We start from the raw sequence: 20,829 nt of genomic DNA on the forward strand, positions 1-20,829 counted from the left end.
GTCGTCATATTCATGTGCTCGAATATATCTATCATTGTAAAAATCGGGAGTTCATTGATCTATAACGCAATCTTACAATCCATGATGCAAAATGTCTTTCATTCAGGGTAACGCCTGCTGCGGGTCCCGTTCGTTTGCAGGATGCCTATCGGAGATTACAGGTATCCGAATGGTCACCGCGGTTCCGATGCCGAGCCGGCTGAAGATGCTGACGCCATATTCTTCCCCGTAGGTGAGTTTGATCCGGTCATCCACGTTTTTCACGCCGTAGCCCGACAGATTATCCGATTTGTTCAACGCATGATCGAGTTGTTCCGGCGTCATCCCGATGCCGTCGTCGATGACCCGGAGCAAGATGTCGTCCCCCTCCTGCCTCAGCTTCACGTTAATGTTGATTCCCGATTCGTCCCCAATGGCATGATTGATGCAGTTCTCGATGAAGGGCTGCAGAATCAGCTTGATCGTCGTGTTCCCGAACAGCTGCTCATCCAGGTCGTAATGCATATGAAGCTTGTCCCGGAACCGGATCTTCTGGATCGCGACATAATTCTTCACCAGGTTGATTTCCTGCTCCAGCAGAATGATGCGTTTCCCTTTATTCAGCGACACCCGGTAATACTTGGCCAAATAATTGACCATTTGATACACCTGCATAGCCCCTTCCTTAATCGCCAGGGAAGAGATGGATGACAAGGTGTTGTACAGAAAATGGGGGTTGATCTGGGCCTGGAGCGTATTCAGCTCCGACTCCTTCCTTGCAATCTCCTTCACGTACACGTCATGGATCAGGGATTGGATGGTTGATGCCATCTTATTGAACGCAAAGGACACCTGGCCGATCTCGTCATGCCCCATCGGCTTAATCGACAGCCGGAAATCCCCGCGCTCCACCTTCCGGATCTGCTGCAGCAGCACCTCGATCCGCTTGGTCATGACCTTGGTCGTAAAATAAAGCAGCAGGATGGCCATGCCAATCGCCAGTACGGAGAACCAGATGACATTCTTGGTCGCCTGATTCGCATTGGCCAGCAGCTCGTCGTAGGGCACGGTGATGACGGTGGACCAGCCGTTACTGAGCTTTTTATACGTAAAAAAACGCTCCTGCCCGTTAATCCTAATATCGAATGAACCCGCATCCTGGGTCATCCGCTCCTGAATCGGAAACACGTCGAACAGCTGGTTCGATTGGAGGTTCTGATCCCCCGTGCTGATCACGCCGCCAGACTCGTCGATAATATAGACGCTTTTGTTGTCGTTCTCCATTTTGATCAAAGAATAGAATTCGTTTGCGTTAATGTCCATAGTCAAAATCCCGTACGGATGCTGCAGGCTGAAATAGCTTAACGAACGGGCTATGGTGATATGTGCATCATTGGCCCTGAAATCCTCGGAATGAAAGTACACCGTACTGCCGGCGGCATCCAGCACCTGTTCCTCCATCGCCGAAGGCATCTCTTCCGTATATTTGACGTATTGGCCGTCGGAATAAAGCGTATGGTTCCCCGTATAAATCGTGATACCCAGAATGTTGGCATTCAGGGTCATCAGAGACGGCAGCGTCCGGTTGATATATTGGAAAGCATCCAAATAATAATACGCCTGCTCATAGTCGGTAGACAGATAATTGCGGAGCTGCGCATCCATGTAAAGGATGTTCGACAGCTGATTATAATACTCCAGCCGTTTCTCCACGTTGGTGTTAATCTGTGCCAGCGATCCGCCCAAGGCCGTATAGGTATGCTCCGTAATCGTGCTGCGCGTCGAAGAATACGAATAATAGATCAGCAGCGAGAACGGCAGGATGATGACGATCAGAAAGATGAAAAAGAACTTGTGCCGGAGCCGCCAGTTGGTGTATGCGCGTAAGTGCGCGAACGGGAAAGCCCCTGCCAGACGGCTCCACGGGCCGGACGGGCTAGATGTTTTTGCGGTATTCATTCGGCGTAACTCCTTGGCTTTTTAAGAATAAGGAAATGAAGTAGGATGTGCTCTCATAACCGACCCTTTGGGCGATGTCCTGCACTTTGAGCGAATCGTCGGCGAGCAGCTCCTTGGCTTTGTTCAGCCGGATTTTGGTTAGGTAATCATGGATCGTCATGCCGGTTTTCTCCTTAAAGATGGAACGCAGGTAGTTGGGAGACAGATATACCTGATCGGACAAGCTGTTGATCGTGATGGCCTGGTGATAGGTCTGGTCGATCGTCGTGCGCACCTGGTGCACCAGCCTGGCATTTTTGTCCATGAACCGGTGTTCCAGCGTCCGAATCGCATGCCCGGCGTAATCCATGATGATCGCTTCGATTTCAATCATGGTTCGGCACTGATAGATGGATTGGTAAAGCTCCGCCCGCTTGTGGCTCTCCGTGATCGGCTCGTGGATCCCCTCCAGCAGACGCTCCACCAGTCCGATGGCAAAATCGCACACTTCGGTTTTTCGGATCCGCAGCATCACCAGCCGGTTGAAATAATCCCGCAGCTTCTGCGCGGCCTGCTCGGATGCCAGCTGATGAATGTCCTCGAAATAGGCCGTCTCTTGGAAAGGAGGAATTTGCCGGCTCTCCAGCTGCCGCAACACGTCCTTGGCATAGATGACTCTCCCGTTCCCGACGTAAAACATCTCCTCCAGCATCAGCCGCGTCTCCCGGTATAAATCCTGAATGCGGGACAGCTCTTCCGGCTCCTCGTTCACGGCCGCGGTCATCGTAAAGCCCAGCGCATCCTGCATCTGCTTCAGCAAATCCTCCCACGTAAAGCGGCTCAGATGACTGGCAGCATCCATGAAGATGCCCAGCTCGCCTTCCCGGCAAATGACCAGATCCGCCTCCAGCTTCTTGTCCGCAAGCCACTCCTCCATATGTGTCTGCAGGCGCGCCATGCCATCTTCGAGAGACAGCCCCGGCTGTGCAGCGTGCGGAGCATCGAGGCCGAGCAGTGTAAGGGTATACGTTCTCGGCTCCGTATGGCGGGACAGCTTATGGTAGCTGGCAGCGAGGTTTCGGAATCGCTCCTCGTTCTGCTCGAACATCATCTCTCGTACGATATTGGATTTGGTCACGCGAATGGAGCGGTTCTTCATCCGCACTTCCTCGCAGCGCCGCTTGACTTTATCGATAACGCTTACAATTTCGCTCAGATCCAGCGGCTTCAATAAATAGCCGACGGCTCCCACGTTTAAGGCTGATTTCACATAATTGAATTCATCATGTCCAGTCAGGAAGACGAACTGAATCCAGTCGAATAACTCACTCACCCGCTTCGCCATATCGAGCCCGTTCATGACGGGCATCTGGACGTCCGTCAATACGATATCGGGCTGAATCACCTCGATCTTCTCAAGGGCATCCCTACCGTTCAGGGCTGTTCCGGCCACGTATATCCCCATCTCTTCCCAACGAATATAATCTCGGATCATCTCTAGCTCTAGCTCTTCGTCATCTACGAGAAAAATGCTATACATGCTCATACCCCCTGTGTCGGCTTTATCCCTTAATATTATAGCGATTTCGTTATTTTAACTATGGGAACAAGCAATGTAAGTTATTTTCAAGCATCTTTCGTTACATTGTCATATCGACACTCATTTTTTCGGAGTCTTATAATTTGAGTTAACTTGAGATGCGAGGTGCCCCATATGAAACCTGCTACAACCTTACAGACGCGGAGTGACTTGAACTTAAGTCCTCATCGAAAAAGCCGCTGGGCGATGCTGAAGCAGCAGAAGTATTTATTCCTGATGATGCTGCCCGGACTGATCTGGGCCATTGTGTTTGCGTATACGCCCATGGTTGGTCTATACATGTCCTTCGTCAATTACCAGCCGACGCTCGGCGGCTTCTGGTCGACCCTGTTTTCGAGCGAGTTCGTCGGCCTGGAGTGGTTCCGTTACTTCTTCAACAACGGCGACTTCTGGATTGTCATGCGAAATACGCTGGCCTCCACGCTGATCACGCTTCTCTTCTCTTTCCCGATGCCAATCCTGATCGCCATCGCGATTAATGAGATCAAAAATGTGAAATTCAAAAAGACGGTGCAAACCGCCTCCTATCTTCCCTATTTCATATCCTGGGTTATCGCGGCCAACATCATCGTGACCTTGCTCTCCTCGGATGGTGCCATTAACGGCATGTTGAAATTCCTCCATATTACCGATGAAAGCGTTTTATTCCTGCAGAACGGCAAGTACTTCTGGTGGATCGTCGCGCTCGGCAATACGTGGAAGGATATGGGCTACAGCTCGATCATGTATTTGGCGGCCATTTCGTCGATCAACCAGGAGCTCTATGAAGCGGCCAAGGTCGACGGCGCCAACCGTTTTAAGCAGATCCGTTACATCACTCTGCCTCACCTGAAGCCAACCATTGTCATTCTGCTGATTCTGGCGCTTGGCGGCATCCTGAACGCGGGCTTCGACCAGCACTTCCTGCTCGGCAATGACCTGACGCGGGATTACTCCGACGTCCTGTCCACCTATTCGTTCCGCTATGGTATCCAGAACGGCATGTTCTCCTATGCGGCAGCCGTCGGCATGTTCAGCTCCGTGGTGGCGTTCATCATCGTGGTCATCGTCAACTATACGGCGAAGAAGCTGAACGGGCAGTCCCTATTCTAAACCATAAGGAGGTACATCCATGTTAAGCAAAAAAACCGTGCCCGAGCGTATCTTCGATGCCTCTTTATACCTGTTCCTGACCGGCATCTTCCTCGTGACCTTCTATCCGTTCTGGAACATCCTGGTCATCTCCTTGAACGATGCGACCGATACGATGCGGGGCAATCTGTACTTCTGGCCGCGCGTGCCAACGATCGAGAGTTACCTGACCATCTTCCGGAATCCGGAAATCTGGAGCGCCATTAAGATTACCGTGCTGCGTACCATCGTCGGGACCGCAGTATCCATCTTCTTCATCACGCTGCTCGCCTATCCGCTCAGCAAGCGCAATCTCCTTGGATGGAAATACTTCTCCTTCTTCTTTGTGTTCACGATGTATTTCGGCGGCGGACTGATCCCGACGTATATGATCATCAAATCCCTGGGATTGATCGACTCCTTCTGGGTCTACATCTTCCCTGGCTTAATCGGCGTGTTCCTGATGATTCTGGTGCGCACCTTCATGGAGCAGATCCCCGGCGAAATTGAGGAATCCTCCAAAATCGACGGCGCGAACGACCTGCAGACGTTCTTCCGCATCATCATGCCGCTGTGCGTGCCGGTGCTTGCCACGATCGGCCTGTTCCTGGCTATCGGCCACTGGAACTCCTGGTATGACTCCTATGTGTATACCTACAAGCCGGAGCTCAAGACCCTGCAGGCCGTCCTGGTCAAAATCCTCAACCAGTTCCAAACCGCCGGCATGATGTCCGACGCCCAGCAGCTGGCGCAGGGCTCCAAACGGATCCCGGTCTCCAGCGAAAGCATCCGGATGGCGGTGACCATGGTCGCCACGCTGCCGATCATTATGGTATATCCGTTTGTGCAAAGGTATTTTGTGAAGGGGATTATGATGGGGGCTATAAAGAGTTAGAGTTTTGGTTGAAAAAAAGGAATTCCTTACCCGGGAGTGAAGTGCACCCCTTAGAATAGACATTGGAAAAACACTTGGTTATTCCGATGAAATTCTAGGGGTGTGTAATTATATGGTACAAAAGTTTAAGGCATATTCTATCGCACTGAAAAAAGAGGTGATTCGCCTTCACGTCGAAGAGAAATTGACGTATCGCCGAATCATGGAGCACTTGGAGATTCAGGACGCAGATCGTGTGAAAAAGTGGATGAGGAAATATAGGGAGCAAGGAGACGAGAAATTCACCAACCACTTTAAATTCATTGCTTGCCATTGTTACGGCGCTGGATATGCAGACTGCTGAGTTGGTAGGAGTGGTTGAGGAGCAATTAAACAAATAAACAAAACGGAGAGTCCTTAGAATAAGGCTCTCCGTTTTGTTTAACCGTATTTGTTATATAACGTTTGGGTATGCAATAGTATTCTACCTTCTAAGACTCAAAGGGATCTACAATTATTAGGGTCAACTTAAAGGATAAAAAAAGTTGATTCTACATACATGTCCATAACCTCTACAGGACAGAGAGCGATTGATAGTAAGATTATTCTGTTAGCTGATTTCCCCGTTTTTTGTGCCCCCACCTGCTAAATCACTCTTTCCTCTAGCAAGCAAATCTATATACATATTACTTAAACTTTCTTTCATTGAATTTATATTCCAATTGAATGTAAAAAACATATTGTATTGATCTGCTTGAGATTTCCACCAAGATAAATCAGATTCCCATGTGGTATTATTAATAATTTTCTTAAGTTGCATAGTTGATTCATTGAAAAATCGTATTGCAATATAATAATCTGATTTGTGAAAGAAGGATCCCCAATCATGTAGTAAATCATACTTTGGGGTCCCGTCTTCATTAGTCAATATATAATTATCCGGATGATAATCTTTACCCGTGAATAATTTCAATAATGTAGGAATAATATAATGAGCTGATTTATTTCTTAATTTACTTGCTATTTGTATCCACCAATCCATATCTTGAGTATCTGGAATAATTGAGTTAATGTTTGGAGCCTTCAATAGATCTGAGATTGATTGATATTTATTGAGTTGCGAATTCGATAACTTTCTTTGTAATCCATTATTATTCGGATCCAGAATTGCTAATCTAAGGGTATGTTCTAATAACGTACTGCAACAAATAATTGAAGCATAATAATTCCCAAATATTAGCGATGATGCTGAATTTAGATACAGCATGTTAATTGAAGGTTCAATCCATGGTAATGGTTCCGGCAGCTCTTTAAAAGTGAGACTAGCAATTTCAGCAGTAATATTAAAATAATCCTGATTGGTTCTTATCATAAAACCCAAATTTGACTCCACCTTTTCTTATGAAATACATCAATTTCAGTAGTATCCTTGTATTCACAACGTCGATTTCCTTCTTAGGGAGACTGATGTATCTGGTTGAAAAAAGGCTTGATAATATTCAACTTGAGCATAATTTTCCAGCTCTACATTTAATCCATTAACTATTTTTAATATTGTTTCAATATTTTCTTTTAATTTCTAATAACATAGTTTCCGAGGGATATATTCGTTTATCAGGAAAATCATTCAGCCTAGTGTTCCACTGGTAGGCGTAAAATTTCGGAGACTGTTTAATAAATTCCATGAAAATACGATCCATTTTGGGATTGCTAGAGTTTTGAATATGCATAACATACTTATCAAATATTTGTAATAGAGCAATTCCATGCTGTCTTGCATACTCTGTTGCTCCACTTTGAAAACCAGATGTAGAAATTAATATCCCTTTGTGTGCACCTAAGCTTCGTACCTTGTCAGCTAAAACCACAATTTTTTCACGTTCAACTGGTCGTGTGTAGCGCTTGCACTCAACAAGAACTTTAAAACCTACAGATAGTGCCAAAAATTCAGCGAGAATATCAATTTGGTACTCTCCATCATTGGTTTGAACTTTTTGATTATGAAGTATAGAGAAGTCTTTAAGTGCTTCGGCTTCAGCGTACGCATTCAATATTTCTAAACAATACTTTTCAAATTCTGTAGCAGAAATACTTGCGATAAACTCACGATATGGATTGATTGTTTCCACCCCACGTTTGATTGCCTCGAACCTAAAAATATGATTCTACTGTATCATATTTTTAGGAATTTCACATAACGTTCCAGTATTCACGTCCCACCCTTAATAGGGTGCGGATGTGTCCGTTGAAATGCTTACCTGCCAATTGCATTTTGTGAACCGAGGAGCCGTCAGGATCCGATGCGTAAATATGATGTTAGACGATATAATGCCTTCTTGAATTACTTATCGTCATTTTAAATTTCTAAAGCCATTAGGTTGATATCATTTAATCGAATATAAGGTTTATCTTTCTTATTAAATAATAATGTTCCTATGAAAATACAATAAATACCTTTATCCCATGGTATCTTTTTCAACTTTGAATTATTAGAAACACTGTCACTTAACAAAATAGAAAATTCACACCCGTTCCCATCCCATACACCACAATTCAAAAATTTTTTATTAGATGAGATTGACTTAACTTCACCCCAAAACATTTTTTTCTTTCCTCTGAGTGAATGATCTGCACTTCTGAAATTCACAATTAAATCAAAAGGATCTTTATATGTTTTGCCTTCAAAAATGATCGGGATATCGATATCATCTAGAAGATTATTAATCGCATATCTTAATAGTTTTTTCAATGTGATTTTGCAAGATTTGTTTCTTGAAGGATCGATTACATATGATCGGGAATTCTTTGGTTGTTCAACTTCAGTTGAAATTGAACCTTTATTACTTTTTTCATGCAGCTCACTATTTTGTACTAAACTTAGTATCAATTCATTATATGTGACATTAATTTTGTTAACTTCTTCTTTAGTAGAATTATCGATATTGCTAGTATTACTCATTCCCTGGCCACAACCACCTATATGTCTTGCAAAGAAACAAGCTTGCTTACCATCTCTAGTTTTTCTTCTATAAAATGCCTGAACCCCGCATTCTACACATTTTAAATTTCTCTTCGCAGTTTCTTTTTCTATACTTGAGAGACTTTCAAATTTTAAAATAGTTAATTTTTCTTTGTTAACTGAATTTATTACTAATTCCATCTTATATCACCTTGACCTTTTACAATACTTTCGTTTAAATCTGATACATCGATTCTTCGAGTAATAGGCATAGTAAACACCTTAATAAATCCTTGACTAGTCAGTCGGCTTCAGCTTATCTTCATTTTCCTTAATAAGCTCCTCAAACCATTCATCAAATGTATTATAATTATCTGTACAGCACATATATTTAAACTACTTCCATATATAAATGCGCACTATACATCACTTATTCAGCCTCCGCAGCCGCTACCTTCGCATTTACAGTCTCTTGGTTTTTGGGTAACAAATCAAACGATTCTCTAAACACATCAGCTACTATTAATCTCCACATAGGAGCTACTGATTCCCACTCATTAGTCCAATTTGTGCTAATGTGAGCAAATGCTTTATAAGGCTTTTCACTAGATGGAGGAGTATAGCCAAGTACATCCTCTATACAATTCGAAAGCATTATTCTCCTATTTTCATCACCCACAACTTCAAGAATCGGATCGTTAAATACCTCTGCCCGTTCCTTTCCTTCATCTTTATCATGAATAACGATTGGATTGATCCCCATAGCCCTTAAGTACTTTACAAGAGCTATTATCGTCGCTTTTCCCCTTGCCTTAACAATTTGCCAATTACATTCTATATCCTTCCTTACTACCTCGGGCATTCGACTTAGAGTTTCTCTAAGAACGATATCCTCGGTATCTCCCTCAACCACCAACACATGCTTAGAGAAGAATACTCTGGATATATGATCATCTAGCTTCAACAGCATTTTGACGTATGTTTTATCGTTACTGTGAAGCCTCAAGAATTCCTCACTGGCATTAAACGCATTACATCTCAATCTCTCAATTTTAATCTGACGATTATCGCTCGTGTACTCGTCATTTTCTCTAGATAGAGTATTCAAAATCTGTAAAGGCTTTTTGCTCAAATCAATCATATAAGGAGAATGAGTCGTGCAAACAATTTGATTGTTATGAGTTCCTGCCAACTCGTATATTGTATCCCTCATCTGCTTCGCTGCATTGGGATGCAAATATATTTCAGGTTCTTCGAAACCTATGATTAAAGGTCTATGCTCTTGTCCAGCGGTTTTTCTATTATTCCGCAAATTCCGATACCTTAGTAGGGCAAAAACAGCGGATCGAATCATTCCTGTGCCTTGTAAATTTACAGGTGTATTGATGTTACTGAACATGGAAATAGTAAACTGTGGTTTTATTACTTTATCCGCATCTGCAAGATTAGTAAGCGCTTTTAACCCAGTATTAGGGAAAACTTCTTTCATAACACCATTTAATTCCGTCATCATTTGCCCAAACTCACTCTGGGCATTAGTGGGATCAAGCTCCTCCGCAAGCTGATTCAAAAATAACTGGGCTTGTTTATAATTATTCGATGAGTCTCTTACATCATTAAAAAGCTCAATTAGAGTTGAGACTAACGCACCTGAATTACCTGAAAGTTCTTCTGCCTTATCCTGAGCAGGAATCAATAAGAACTTAGGAAGCTTAGTTAACACGTTTGCAGGAATGCCTCCTGGATTCTTAAACCACTCTTCAACCTCTTCGTCATACTCGTACAACTCTTCAATTTCTTCAATAATGGACTTAACTTTTGCAGTCAATTTCTTGTCGCGATCTATTTCCGAGATTTTTGTTTCTACAGAAGTTAAGTTAAGCCCTGCATCTATGTACTGGCCAACTGTACTGCAATTTTCAAACTGCGTTTTTACTTTTTTCACCTGCTGACGCAATTCGACAGCGCAATCTGTACCGGGAGTAAATGTCTTCCTATAGATCACTCTTAGCCCGGTTTTTCCATCGTCTTTGTTATACCGTAACACCCTTCCTTTAAATCCGATCCATTGTTTGGCTTCTTCCGGCACATCCCTAAACTCGGCAGTCAATACTATCTTGTCTGAACCACGTCTAGTCAGTTCTCCATCCATATAAGAAAAAAACTCTTCATCAGAAACTCTTTTCACATCATTCAAAAGTATGTTAAGCGCTGCAAGTACTGAACTTTTACCTACATTATTTTCTCCGATGAGAAAAGTTGCATCTGAAAATAATACATTTGTATCCGTATGTCTCCTGAATCCCTCGATCTCCAACTTGTACAACTGCATGGGTTGTTCCTCCTCTTCGCCTTTATACAGCTATATTTCGCCAAGAAATCCCAAAACCCTCCTTAAGTAATAGGAAAATGGAACTAAAATAGGATTTGCATAGCTTCGTGCTACACAATAGTTCCAGTAAGCACTACTTAATACAAAAATTAAATGCCCAAGCGCTAATAATGCCTGAGCTTCGTCTGGTTGGTAAATATGGAGGAAATCGACAATTTTTACCAACAACTCACAGCTATCCACATGTGTAGATACGGTGGAAAGGAACTCCAAAAAAATATCGCTCTCACCAACAACAAACCTTCATCCCAAACCGATTCGCTTCCCGTTTATTCACAATTCGCTCACCAGCTTCTTCAAAGCACAATTCTTCCCTTCACTCTTTACTGCAGCGCTCCATAACTCCCTAAACTCACCTAACCATCCATATATATGCTTTACAGTCGGATAATCCTTTTTATTTAATACTCCCTCCGCATATCCTTCAATTCTTCCTCCAGCTTCTGTATCTACCTTGAAAGTACTTACATTCTCTCCCAAAACACCTGTTTCATTATCATGTCCTCTTCATACGATTCATGCAGCTTGTCCAACGTCCGTTTTCTGTTTTTTCAAATCTCGCTCTTTGACCTTGATGATCGCCTGTGTATCATTGTTAACGGCTCCCCTTATTAAGCATTTTTGATGACACATCATCGAAAATGACAACTGAAAAATTTCGGAGGATAAACCAATGAAAGAATGCGAATATGTAATCAAGGAAAAGTAATCAGCCATCCAACAAAGCGTTGCGCCAACTTCATGAGCATGTGGTGGAGAAATTGAGCCAAACTGTCCAAGGCGAGGCTTAGATAGACACACCTCTCCCCAAAATGCACCATTCTAAGCAAAACAGTCAGAAAACTTAACAAAATAATAACAAGCCGGAGCACATGACCTATCCATGCTCCGGCTTGTTCTGTTTTAGGTTATGTTGAATGAATTCTCGCTCCGACTTCTTCAAATACCTTAGTGAATTCTCGAAGGAATACAGGTAGATGGAGCGAAGCATTCTCAGCTTTTCGACTGAGCCATCCGCGATCACTTGCTTAATGGCCGGAATCATTTGACTGTTCGTTACTCCGAATTTTCCCGGCTTTACAATATCTTCAATGGCAAGTGGTCGCTCTTCTTTGACTTCATATAGTTCTTGCTTCAACTCTTGTGCTTTTGCTTTCTGCTGTGACGAATCTTCTTGCTGATGTTTGCTATCTCCTTGTTCACGAACGACTTCCTGCCCTTCTTGGATAATCGGCTTTTCATTTGAATTCTCATTAGCTGCCTCAGTTGGAGTTGATTCTTCCATAACCGAGACTTGCTTTTCTTGTTGAGTTTGTTCTCGCCCTGTCTCTTCATGAACTTGAACTTCTTCTGCCTGATACTCAATACTTATCTGCTCATTTTCACTTTGAGGCTGTTCTGGCATCGATTGTTCACCTTCCAGTCTAACCTGATTACTTCCAAGGCTGTTTATGCCTGAAAACCTATACTTATTTGCCATCGCTTCACCTCCCATAAAACGGTATTTTTCTTGAGTCGATCTTATCAACATGCTTGACCCTCATACACTATTTCTTCCGCTAAAACATTTAACTATTTTGCTATATATCTTCATTTATAAGTCAAAATAAAGCCCATAATGAATTTCTACACTACAAGCTCATGAAACAACTTGATTAAAATGAAATTATGCTGAATGCATTACGACAGTTTTCCCCAATCCCTACCGATTGCCCGAGGTTTCTTCCTTATCCAGGTTAGAGTCTGCTCCTGCATAAACTGTTCTGTAGTTATCTCTATCCGAATGATTTGTTCTGGATTCAAACTCAGTAGATGTTGTAAAATTTGATCTTTGCCCGTTCACTAGACGCCAAATCCAGCGGCACACATCGTTTGTTCCGTTCCTGCTCACTTCTGGTTATAAAAATGCAACTCTCATATTAACCTTTTTCGCTGAATGGCATCTACAAATAACGGGGACAATATACCTTAAATCAATTCTTGCAGTTGTACAAGGAATCCAGCTGTTCCTTTTATTCTCCACAATTCGGACAATTCTTCATTTCATTCGTTCTCCTCTTCGATTGGTATATGTTGCTACTTCCAGTCAGATCATATCACAAAAAAATAGATATTTATATCTTTTTGTAGAGTATACTCCGTGGAATTCCAATCACAAACACAATGATAATGATTACAAAAAGAGGTATTGCCTTGAACTCAGAAGCAATTTTTGGACAAGTATTAAAGAACATTCGCAAGGAGCAGAAGGTAAGCCAAGAAGAACTGGCGTTCCGCAGTAATCTTGATCGAACATACATATCTATGCTGGAACGAGGAATTCACCAACCAACTTTAAATTCATTGCTTGCCATTGCTGCGGCGCTGGATATGAAGGCTGCTGAGTTGGTAGGGCTAGTTGAAGATGAGATGGAAAGCTATCAAAATTAATAAAAACAAGCTGATACCCCTTTATACAAGGAAATCAGCTTGTTTCAGTTCAGTGTGTGTATTCAACAAACTTGAAGTCCATCTAAATGGGTGTAAAGTTTCGCCTTGTCTTCTCTTTCATCGCAGCGCTTTACAACTCTCTAAAACTAACCAGCTAACTCATACTACCTAAACACTTTATTTCCAGTTCTATGGGCTGCAATATAACCATTACCCCTGCCTAAAGCCCTACCTCCATCTCCCTCCCCCCATATAACACCTTCACACTCCCACTCTCATTCCCCTTCACCCTTGCCTCAACCAACTTCCCATGCTCCCAGCTCATGTCCACCTCGATATTCCCTTTCGCCTTCAGCCCTTTCACACTGCCAGTAGGCCACATGGCCGGCAGTGCGGGTAAGAGATGAATCTCGCCTTCGTGGCTCTGCAGCAGCATTTCCGCAATGGCGGCGGTGCCGCCGAAGTTGCCGTCGATGACAAAGATGTTGGCCTCGGCTCCGGCTACGCCGGGTTTGGAGTAGGTGAGCATGTTGTCGAAGCACAGCTCCCCGATCAGGTGGGCAATATGCTGCACGGCTTGGTCCCCGTCATGCAATCGGGCGTAGAAGAGTCCGAACAGGGCCGCGGTAAATTCGATATCCTCCAGGTCGGCCCGGCTGTTCCGGTTCTCCAATGTCACTCGGGCTGCCGCAGCAAGTTCCGGCGTATGATGCGGGGTGATTTGGCTGCCGGGATACAGGGCATATAGATGCGACAGATGGCGATGCTCCGGCTGCGCCTCCTCATAGTCCTCCAGCCATTCCTGCAGCTGCCCCTTCTTGCCAATGATCAGCGGAGGCAGTTGATCCAGCGCCGTCTGCCACTTCTGCTGAAGCTCCTCATCTACGCCCAGCGTCTGTGCAGCCTTCACGCAGAACGCCAGCAGATCCCGGACCAGGACCTGATCCATGGTCGGGCCCATGGACAGCTGCTGATGCCCATCCTCCGGTTTGCTTGTATAAAAGCTGTTTTCCGGCGAATTCGACGGACCTGTCACCAGCCAGCCATACTGCGGATGCACGGTCATGTAATCCATGAAAAAGGCCGCGGCCTCCTTCAGGACAGGATAAGCCAACTCCTCCAGAAAAGCCTGATCGCGGTTGTACGCGTAGTGCTCTATCAAATGCGTCGCTATCCATAATCCGCCCGTCACGTTCAGCCCCCAGGAAGTCCCCCACCCTGGTGACGCAAATCCCCAGGCATTGGAGAATACATGGGCCACCCAGCCTTCGGCATCATAATAATGGCGCGCCGCCGAGCATCCGGCCACCGATAGCTGCTGGATATACCGCATGAGCGGTTCATGGCTTTCGCTCAGGTTCGCGGCCTCCGTCGGAAAATAATTCATCTGGGTGTTCACATCCAGGTGATAATCGCAGCTCCAGGCCATCTTGTTAGCTTCGCCGTCATTCCATATGCCTTGCAAATGCATGGGCAGGATGGAGTCTTGTCGTGATCCGCTAATCGTCAAGTACCGGCCGTATTGATAAAACAACGCAAACAACGCCTGGTCATCTCGCTTGCCCTGCTTAAACCTGCCGATCCGCTCGTCTGTAGGCAGACTGGCATGCTCGGAGCTTCCCAGATCCAATCGTACGCGGGCATACAGCGGCTGATAATCCGCCAGATGCTTGGCTTTCAGCTCGTCATATCCCAGCAGCACAGCCTGTTCTAGCTGCAACGCGCTTTTCTCCCGCCAGCTCTCGCCTTCTTGACGGTAATCCGTGTTCACCGCAAAATAAATCGCCGCCTCATCTGCCCCGGACACGATTATCGTGTCATCCATGCAGCTCACCTGCCCGCCTTCCGTTACGACGCGCAGCAGACCTTGGCAAGACACCCCACACTCCCCATTGCTATGTATGCCTTCCCACGCCTGTCCCTGGAAATCGATCGTATCCTTCCCAGTAACGACAGCATGAAAAGGACCATTCTCCCCTCGAATCGAAATGCGGAATGACACGCCTGACGAGCCATGGCTGCTGCGGATCCGCGCAACAATGACCTGATCGGCATGGGAAGCAAAGACCTCTCGCGCCATCTCCGCTCCATCGATCTCGCACAAAGAACGCGCCACCGCCTCCTGCAGATCCAGTTCCCGATGGAACAGCGGCTCAGCTGCTGCATCTTGTCTCCCGCCCTCGGATGGCTTCACGTGATGGTCAAACTCCAGCACGACTTGGCATAGTCCCAGATTGGTGCCAAAATTCAATTTTTCCGGCTCCAGGTGCTTCTTGGCCAGCCGATCGCCTTCACGATAATCGCCTTGGAAGAAATGCTGCCGCATCCGCTCCAAATCCGCTTTGCTGTTGCTTCGCCCTTGAGCCGGCTCCGGCTGGCCGGACCAATAGGTGGTTTCGGTGATATTCCATATTTCTCTGTCAGGCGTGGATACCACCACATTCCCCATTCGGCCATTCCCGATCGGCAGCCCTTGCGACCAGCCCTGGGCCGGTTTCGTGTACCAAAGCTTCATATCTGACATGTTGTTTTCTCCTCTTCATTTGATTTTCCAATATCGAACAAGCGCTATCCCTTACAGCAAAAGCAAGAAATCGCGATTCCCGGATGGAGCCGGGAACCGCGATGAACTTGCAGATGTACATGATGAATCGATGATTACTTGTTATGGATTAGGGACGATTTTATAAAGCTTGGATTCGGCCGCTTTTAGCGTCACATCCAGCGAAGAGCCAGACACCCTCTGAGATTGGCCGCTCCATACTTCCGTCACCGTATAGGACGCCGCCCCTTCCGAAGCGATACCGGCACGAACGAGATCCACGGTATGCTGTGCCGCATGTTGCGTATAGTTAAATACGGCTACATAGTGGGTTCCCTGATCGTCCAGCACGAATACGTCCGCTGCCTGCGTGCCCGTGTTGCCTTCTACCGGCTGGAACGCCTTGCCCTTCATCGCCAGCCCGTTCACTTCCGGGTTGGTCAGCAGCGTTTCCATGTACTGCCGTGCCGTCGCATCCGTTACGTCATCCGAATTCAGGAAGACCGTGCCGGAGATCGCGGCCGCATTGACGCGAGACTGCGCGCCTTCGATCGATCCGCCTTTGGTCAAGTGCATATAGTCCGGATCGGTATAATGGTAGATCGTTCCGTTCTGCCACCAGCCGTACGTGAGATTGTTCAGCTGATATTCCGTGCTGCCGATGCTGCCGTCGATATCGCAGGAGATGCGGCGGCTGTGCGCATATTGGCTAGGGAACAGCGGCGCGATGGAAGCGCTGATGAACATGGAGCCGTCCAGCACTTCATTCACGTAAGCCATCCCTTGGTTATAGGCCTGGATGCCGGTTTGAACGCTAGGGTCATCATGCTTGCCTTCCATTGCCCCATGGCTCAGAAAATCGATTTTGATATATTCGAAGCCCTTGCTCTTGAACTTATTCATGTAATAATCGATCCGCTGCTTCACGCCTGGATGCGTCGGATCCACGGCATAAGCGCCGTCCAGCGTTGGCAGCACGTTGCCCTCCAAATCGCGCAGCACGATATCGCCGTATTTATATTTGCCGTTGGTCCCTTCGACCTCCTGCTCCATATTGTTGCCCCAGTACACGAACGGCGAATAATAGATGCCGGCCTTCTGTCCATTGCTATGAATGAGCTGAACCAGATCCGTCAGCTGCTGATCCGTCATGTTATCCCAATAGGAATCAAGATTGATGTAGATATCGCCTTCATTGTTGAAGGAATGGTTCTGAATATGGTCTTTAAAATAATTCGAGACGGAAACCGCCTTGTCAAAGCTCAAATCGCTGGCATAAGCTCCCCAACTGTTCCAGCCGACCGGAACGCCTTCAGGAATGTCCTCGCCAAAGGCTAACGGAGGCTGGATCGCTGCATTCACCTGGCCAAATTCCTCCAGCCCGGTCCGGTAATCCTCGAAAAAGCCGACCATGATTTTCGGCGAAACAATCTGCTTGCCCGTTACCTTTCCATGCGGAATCGTGTCCCACGTGGAGGTGGATGACGTAAATCCGCCATATACGCGCAGTTTGTTCAATTTGTCATTCGAGCCGCTCCAATAGATACCGGTTTTCCACGTGTCATGCGTCACCGATCCGATAACGAGGCCGTTCCGGCTCGTATTGTCATAGATGGCCGTCAGCTCCGAACTGACATACAGACCGTTGTTGAGGCCGGTATTCATCGACTTCGCCTGGTATCTGGACCAAGCATCATTGTCGAACGGAACGACGAGGACCCTGTTATCGTCATAGCTGCCGATGTCGATGCCGCCCCTCGCTTCCATCGCGATAGGTGCGATATTCCCCGTAGATATGGCGGAATTGTGGGTAGCGACTGTTTCCGTAAGAAAATATGGCCCGTCTTCATAGACGTAATAGATTTGGCTGAGCGATGGCATTCCCCCATCCTCATTCACGACCGTCACCTTGATGCCCTTGCCGGTATCATCCTGGAATGGGACCACTTGATTCTTATAGAATTTATGATGTTTATAATCCTTGCTTGCAACCATCCGGTCGAGCTGGATCTCACTGTATAACCCCTTGGCAACCGCTTTGCCGTTCCAATTGTATTGGGACAATCCGGTCGAGGTATTGTACAGCAGCTCATACGTCGGATTGGACACCTTGAAGCCGTTGGCATACTCGGTTAGGGTGATGGAGCCATAGCTCGTGGCTTTCTTTTGCTTGCCTAAATCGCCAATGCTTCCATCAGGGCCTGATCCGTCATCGCCGGCTGAATCAAAGGTCAGCTCAATCTTGTCAAAATCGGGCGAGTATCCGCCTGCATCATCGAACAGAATCGTGTTGCTACCCTGATTCAAATAAATTTGAATCTGATAAGTGCCGATCGTGTTCCAATCCGCTGTTTTCGGAAAACTGAAGTTCTCCTTCTCCGCTCCGTTTACGGAGATCGAAGCCGCGCGGGAATCCCCGGAGATGTAGAACATGTTCATATTGTAGATACCGGCCTTATCGGCCTGAATCCCGTTGAACGTCAGCGTGGAGCCGCCGTACAGATTGCCGGCTTTTTGCCCGGCTGAACAGAAGCCGCAATCGACCGCTCCTGCATTGCCGGTAAACGTGTTCTGAGATGCCTCGGCCTCGTAGGAAAGGATGCCTCCGGCCGTTAGACTCGGCGGCTGCGGTTCTGCCGAAGCAAAGGAGCTGCCTAGCATAGCCCCCGCTAACAGCATCGATAAGAATAGCATGAATGGCTTTTGGAAGAATTTGAACGGATAAATACGCACTGAACCTCTCCTCCTTCTATTCATTGATTTCGGCTTAATTTCAGGATTTTCGATTCGGCTGGCGCCAGCTCGACCGTAAGTGTGCCGTGCGCTTGACCTGCCGTACCTTCCCACACATCCAGGACCGTGTAGGTAGCGTGCGCCTCTAGGCCGCAGCGTTCCAAGGAAACCGTCTTCTGTACGGACTCGGCCCCGTCAAAGTTAAATACGGCCATATACGTTGTTCCCGGTTCGCTTGGATGTGTCAGTGCAAACGTATCCGCAGCCTGTTTCCCGAGATTACCCTCTACAGGCACAAAGGTTCTGCCCAGTCTCGCAATCTCGGTGATCGCTTCATTTCCCAACCAGGTCTTGGCGCGCCATGCCGCTTCCTCATGCCGGAAGTCATCGCCCAGCAGCAGCACCGTTCCCGAGATCACGGAAGCGGTCAGACGGCTTCGCCCTTCATGGCGGGTCGTCGAATCCTGATTGAAGCTTTTATAGATCACGGCATGGTCCGGATCGTTAAAGCGGTACAGCGTATCGTTCATCCACCACCCGTGCGTCAGCGAGTTCAGCAAATATTCCGTATCCTTCATCGTTCCGAACACATCGCAGGAAATTCTGCGGCTGTGCGCATAGGAATAAGGGAACAGCGGGGCAATCGACAGGTTTATGAAGAACGGTCTGCCGATTCGCTCCGGGGAGAGCTTTTCCGTCAGATACGAGAGGCCGTAGTTGTATGCAGCGATCCCCGTCGTAATATCCGGGTTATGATGCTTGCCCTCCAGAGCCCCGTGCGCCATGAAGTCCAGTTTAATATACTCAAATCCCTCGGAAACGAATTTATCCATGAACCAATCGATTCGCGCCAGGTTTCCGGGATGCGTAGGATCAATCGCAAGTCCGCCGTCAACATCCGGCAAAATCTCGCCATCCTGGTCGCGAAGCAGGATATCGCCATAGGTATACTTCCCATCGGTGCCCTCCACGGGGTTCCCGAACCCAGCCGGACTTCCCCAGAACGCAAACGGCGTCCAGTATGTACCGGGTTTGTGCCCGTTCTCGCGGACCCTTTTCAAGGCATCCTCCATCTCGGCAGGCGTCAGGCGATCCCAGAACGCATCGAAATTCACGTACAGGGTATTCTCGTTATGAAAGCCCTGCGGCTGAACCTCCCGCTTCAGAAAATCGCTCGTCGCAACATAGAGGTCGTAATCCAGCGTGCTCATGGCGGCCGACCAGCTGTTCCAGCCGATCGGCACGCCGCCTTCCCAGCTCAGAGCAGGCGCTATCTTCGTATTCGCTTCCCCATACGCTTCGAGTCCTGCCCGGTAATCGTCGTAATCCCCTACCATAACCAGCGGAGATTCGACGCGCGTTCCTCTTACGTAGCCATGCGGCTGGGAATCTCGGGTCATGATGTCGGCCGCGCCAGCGTACAGTTCCAATTCATCCAGCTTGCCTGCGGTTTCCCCTTTCACGCGAATGCCGGTCTTCCACACGTCATGACTGATCGATCCCAAGATCAATCCATAACGGCTATCCGGCTGGAACAAGGCCGTCACTTCGTAGCTTTCCGTCTCCAGCGGGGCCGTCTCCGTCAGATAGCGCACCCATTTGTCATTGTCATAAGGTACGCGGAGCACATGCAGCGCTTCTCCCGGAACCGTCTCGCTCCCGCTGGATACGCTATCGGTTTTCACCACCGCGATGCGGTTTACCTTCATTTCCTCTGCGCCGACAATGACGACACGTGTGATGAAAGATGAAGCCCCTTCATAGACGTAAAAATGCTGTTCCAGGCCTGGGAGCAGATCGGATTCATGCTTAATCACGGCATGGATTCCGGTTCCAAACCGATCTTGGATCTTCTCGGGCTGCCCTATCATATAGTGGCGGTCGTAATGTCCCGTATGGTATTCCCGGCCCTGCCATCGAAAGCCGCTTCGTACTTCTTGCAGAGCGAATCCCTTGCTGCCTGCGTAGGCGTAACCGCCTTTTTCCAAATCCACCTTAATGGCCACCAGGCCATTCGCCAAGCGAATGTGACTTTCGGCATTCACCCCCACGTTCACCGCCGTATCGCTGCTTCCTAACATCTGTGGATTTCCTCCTTCTGCGTGCATCTGTGCTGCATTCAGGCCGTTCAACTTTTTAGAGCCTTTTACAGCTTGCTATCATTATAGAAGCGCGGGTAAAGCGCTTTCTATACAACGATCTTCCGATCCATATCGGGATGTAACTCATCTGGAGCGACTCATTTGTTAAAATGCAATATGATCACTCTCCG

Annotated in this window: 14 protein-coding genes; 4 read left to right on the top strand and 10 right to left on the bottom strand. The window is 47.0% G+C overall.

All coding sequences use genetic code 11. The annotated features are described in order from the left end of the window. Positions 1-102: 102 nt before the first annotated feature. Both HMPREF9412_RS03305 and HMPREF9412_RS03310 read right to left on the bottom strand, forming a co-directional pair. Positions 103-1,938: a sensor histidine kinase gene (locus HMPREF9412_RS03305; RefSeq protein ID WP_009589792.1), complete on the bottom strand. Its 1,836-nt coding sequence runs from the start codon at positions 1,936-1,938 to the stop codon at positions 103-105. After that, entirely contained in the window at positions 1,916-3,457 is a 1,542-nt protein-coding gene (locus HMPREF9412_RS03310; protein ID WP_009589857.1) for a response regulator transcription factor, read from the bottom strand. Before HMPREF9412_RS03310 ends, HMPREF9412_RS03305 begins: the two co-directional genes overlap by 23 nt. Positions 3,458-3,631: 174 nt before the next feature. Here HMPREF9412_RS03310 and HMPREF9412_RS03315 point away from each other — a divergent pair, with 174 nt between their 5' ends. The 3 genes from HMPREF9412_RS03315 (at position 3,632) to HMPREF9412_RS03325 (ending at position 5,865) form a co-directional block, all read left to right on the top strand. Further along, positions 3,632-4,609 (top strand): ABC transporter permease, encoded by a 978-nt coding sequence (locus HMPREF9412_RS03315; RefSeq protein ID WP_050802780.1) that lies wholly within the window; start codon positions 3,632-3,634, stop codon positions 4,607-4,609. Positions 4,610-4,628: 19 nt separating this feature from the next. Continuing rightward, positions 4,629-5,522 (top strand): carbohydrate ABC transporter permease, encoded by an 894-nt coding sequence (locus tag HMPREF9412_RS03320; RefSeq protein WP_009590032.1) that lies wholly within the window; start codon positions 4,629-4,631, stop codon positions 5,520-5,522. Positions 5,523-5,634: 112 nt separating this feature from the next. Continuing rightward, on the top strand, positions 5,635-5,865 hold the full coding sequence (locus HMPREF9412_RS03325) for a helix-turn-helix domain-containing protein (protein WP_009589853.1): 231 nt from the start codon (positions 5,635-5,637) through the stop codon (positions 5,863-5,865). Between the two features lie 246 nt (positions 5,866-6,111). Here HMPREF9412_RS03325 and HMPREF9412_RS03330 read toward each other — a convergent pair whose 3' ends face one another. The 5 genes from HMPREF9412_RS03330 to HMPREF9412_RS03355 all read right to left on the bottom strand — a co-directional run bounded on the left by HMPREF9412_RS03330 (position 6,112) and on the right by HMPREF9412_RS03355 (position 12,383). Beyond that, positions 6,112-6,882: a hypothetical protein gene (locus HMPREF9412_RS03330; RefSeq protein ID WP_009589831.1), complete on the bottom strand. Its 771-nt coding sequence runs from the start codon at positions 6,880-6,882 to the stop codon at positions 6,112-6,114. 178 nt (positions 6,883-7,060) lie between these two features. After that, on the bottom strand, positions 7,061-7,630 hold the full coding sequence (locus HMPREF9412_RS03335; RefSeq protein ID WP_050802781.1) for a restriction endonuclease: 570 nt from the start codon (positions 7,628-7,630) through the stop codon (positions 7,061-7,063). Positions 7,631-7,857: 227 nt separating this feature from the next. After that, complete coding sequence (locus HMPREF9412_RS03340) at positions 7,858-8,661, bottom strand: hypothetical protein (protein WP_009589974.1); 804 nt, start codon at positions 8,659-8,661, stop codon at positions 7,858-7,860. 229 nt (positions 8,662-8,890) lie between these two features. Then, positions 8,891-10,792, bottom strand: coding sequence for an ATP-dependent nuclease (locus tag HMPREF9412_RS03345; RefSeq protein ID WP_009589885.1), 1,902 nt, complete (start codon positions 10,790-10,792; stop codon positions 8,891-8,893). A gap of 937 nt (positions 10,793-11,729) precedes the next feature. Next, positions 11,730-12,383 carry a hypothetical protein gene (locus tag HMPREF9412_RS03355; RefSeq protein WP_036671109.1) on the bottom strand — a complete coding sequence of 218 codons (654 nt, stop codon included), beginning with the start codon at positions 12,381-12,383 and terminating at the stop codon, positions 11,730-11,732. Between the two features lie 662 nt (positions 12,384-13,045). On the opposite strand from HMPREF9412_RS03355, the gene HMPREF9412_RS03360 reads away from it, so the two are divergent. Then, a complete protein-coding gene (locus HMPREF9412_RS03360) occupies positions 13,046-13,282 on the top strand; it encodes a helix-turn-helix domain-containing protein (RefSeq protein ID WP_006211562.1) in 237 nt (78 codons plus the stop codon). Positions 13,283-13,502: 220 nt separating this feature from the next. Here HMPREF9412_RS03360 and HMPREF9412_RS03365 read toward each other — a convergent pair whose 3' ends face one another. From HMPREF9412_RS03365 to HMPREF9412_RS03375, 3 genes are all read right to left on the bottom strand, one after another. Beyond that, positions 13,503-15,806: a glycoside hydrolase family 95 protein gene (locus HMPREF9412_RS03365; protein ID WP_009589992.1), complete on the bottom strand. Its 2,304-nt coding sequence runs from the start codon at positions 15,804-15,806 to the stop codon at positions 13,503-13,505. A 141-nt stretch (positions 15,807-15,947) separates the two neighbouring features. Next, positions 15,948-18,557, bottom strand: a complete 2,610-nt coding sequence (locus tag HMPREF9412_RS03370; protein ID WP_009589925.1) for a carbohydrate-binding protein — start codon at positions 18,555-18,557, stop codon at positions 15,948-15,950. Between the two features lie 20 nt (positions 18,558-18,577). Then, entirely contained in the window at positions 18,578-20,638 is a 2,061-nt protein-coding gene (locus tag HMPREF9412_RS03375) for an alpha-galactosidase (protein WP_009590025.1), read from the bottom strand. Between the last annotated feature and the right edge of the window lie 191 nt (positions 20,639-20,829).

Source organism: Paenibacillus sp. HGF5, from assembly GCF_000204455.1.
Classification (GTDB): Bacteria; Bacillota; Bacilli; order Paenibacillales; family Paenibacillaceae; genus Paenibacillus_AQ; species Paenibacillus_AQ lautus_A.

Excerpts from the sequence above, each read along its gene's own strand:
- HMPREF9412_RS03305 (WP_009589792.1), bottom strand. The coding sequence starts at position 1,938 with ATGAATACCGCAAAAACATCTAGCCCGTCCGGCCCGTGGAGCCGTCTG.
- HMPREF9412_RS03310 (WP_009589857.1), bottom strand. The coding sequence starts at position 3,457 with ATGTATAGCATTTTTCTCGTAGATGACGAAGAGCTAGAGCTAGAGATG.
- HMPREF9412_RS03315 (WP_050802780.1), top strand. The coding sequence starts at position 3,632 with ATGAAACCTGCTACAACCTTACAGACGCGGAGTGACTTGAACTTAAGT.
- HMPREF9412_RS03320 (WP_009590032.1), top strand. The coding sequence starts at position 4,629 with ATGTTAAGCAAAAAAACCGTGCCCGAGCGTATCTTCGATGCCTCTTTA.
- HMPREF9412_RS03325 (WP_009589853.1), top strand. The coding sequence starts at position 5,635 with ATGGTACAAAAGTTTAAGGCATATTCTATCGCACTGAAAAAAGAGGTG.
- HMPREF9412_RS03340 (WP_009589974.1), bottom strand. The coding sequence starts at position 8,661 with ATGGAATTAGTAATAAATTCAGTTAACAAAGAAAAATTAACTATTTTA.
- HMPREF9412_RS03345 (WP_009589885.1), bottom strand. The coding sequence starts at position 10,792 with ATGCAGTTGTACAAGTTGGAGATCGAGGGATTCAGGAGACATACGGAT.
- HMPREF9412_RS03355 (WP_036671109.1), bottom strand. The coding sequence starts at position 12,383 with ATGTTGATAAGATCGACTCAAGAAAAATACCGTTTTATGGGAGGTGAA.
- HMPREF9412_RS03365 (WP_009589992.1), bottom strand. The coding sequence starts at position 15,806 with ATGTCAGATATGAAGCTTTGGTACACGAAACCGGCCCAGGGCTGGTCG.
- HMPREF9412_RS03375 (WP_009590025.1), bottom strand. The coding sequence starts at position 20,638 with ATGTTAGGAAGCAGCGATACGGCGGTGAACGTGGGGGTGAATGCCGAA.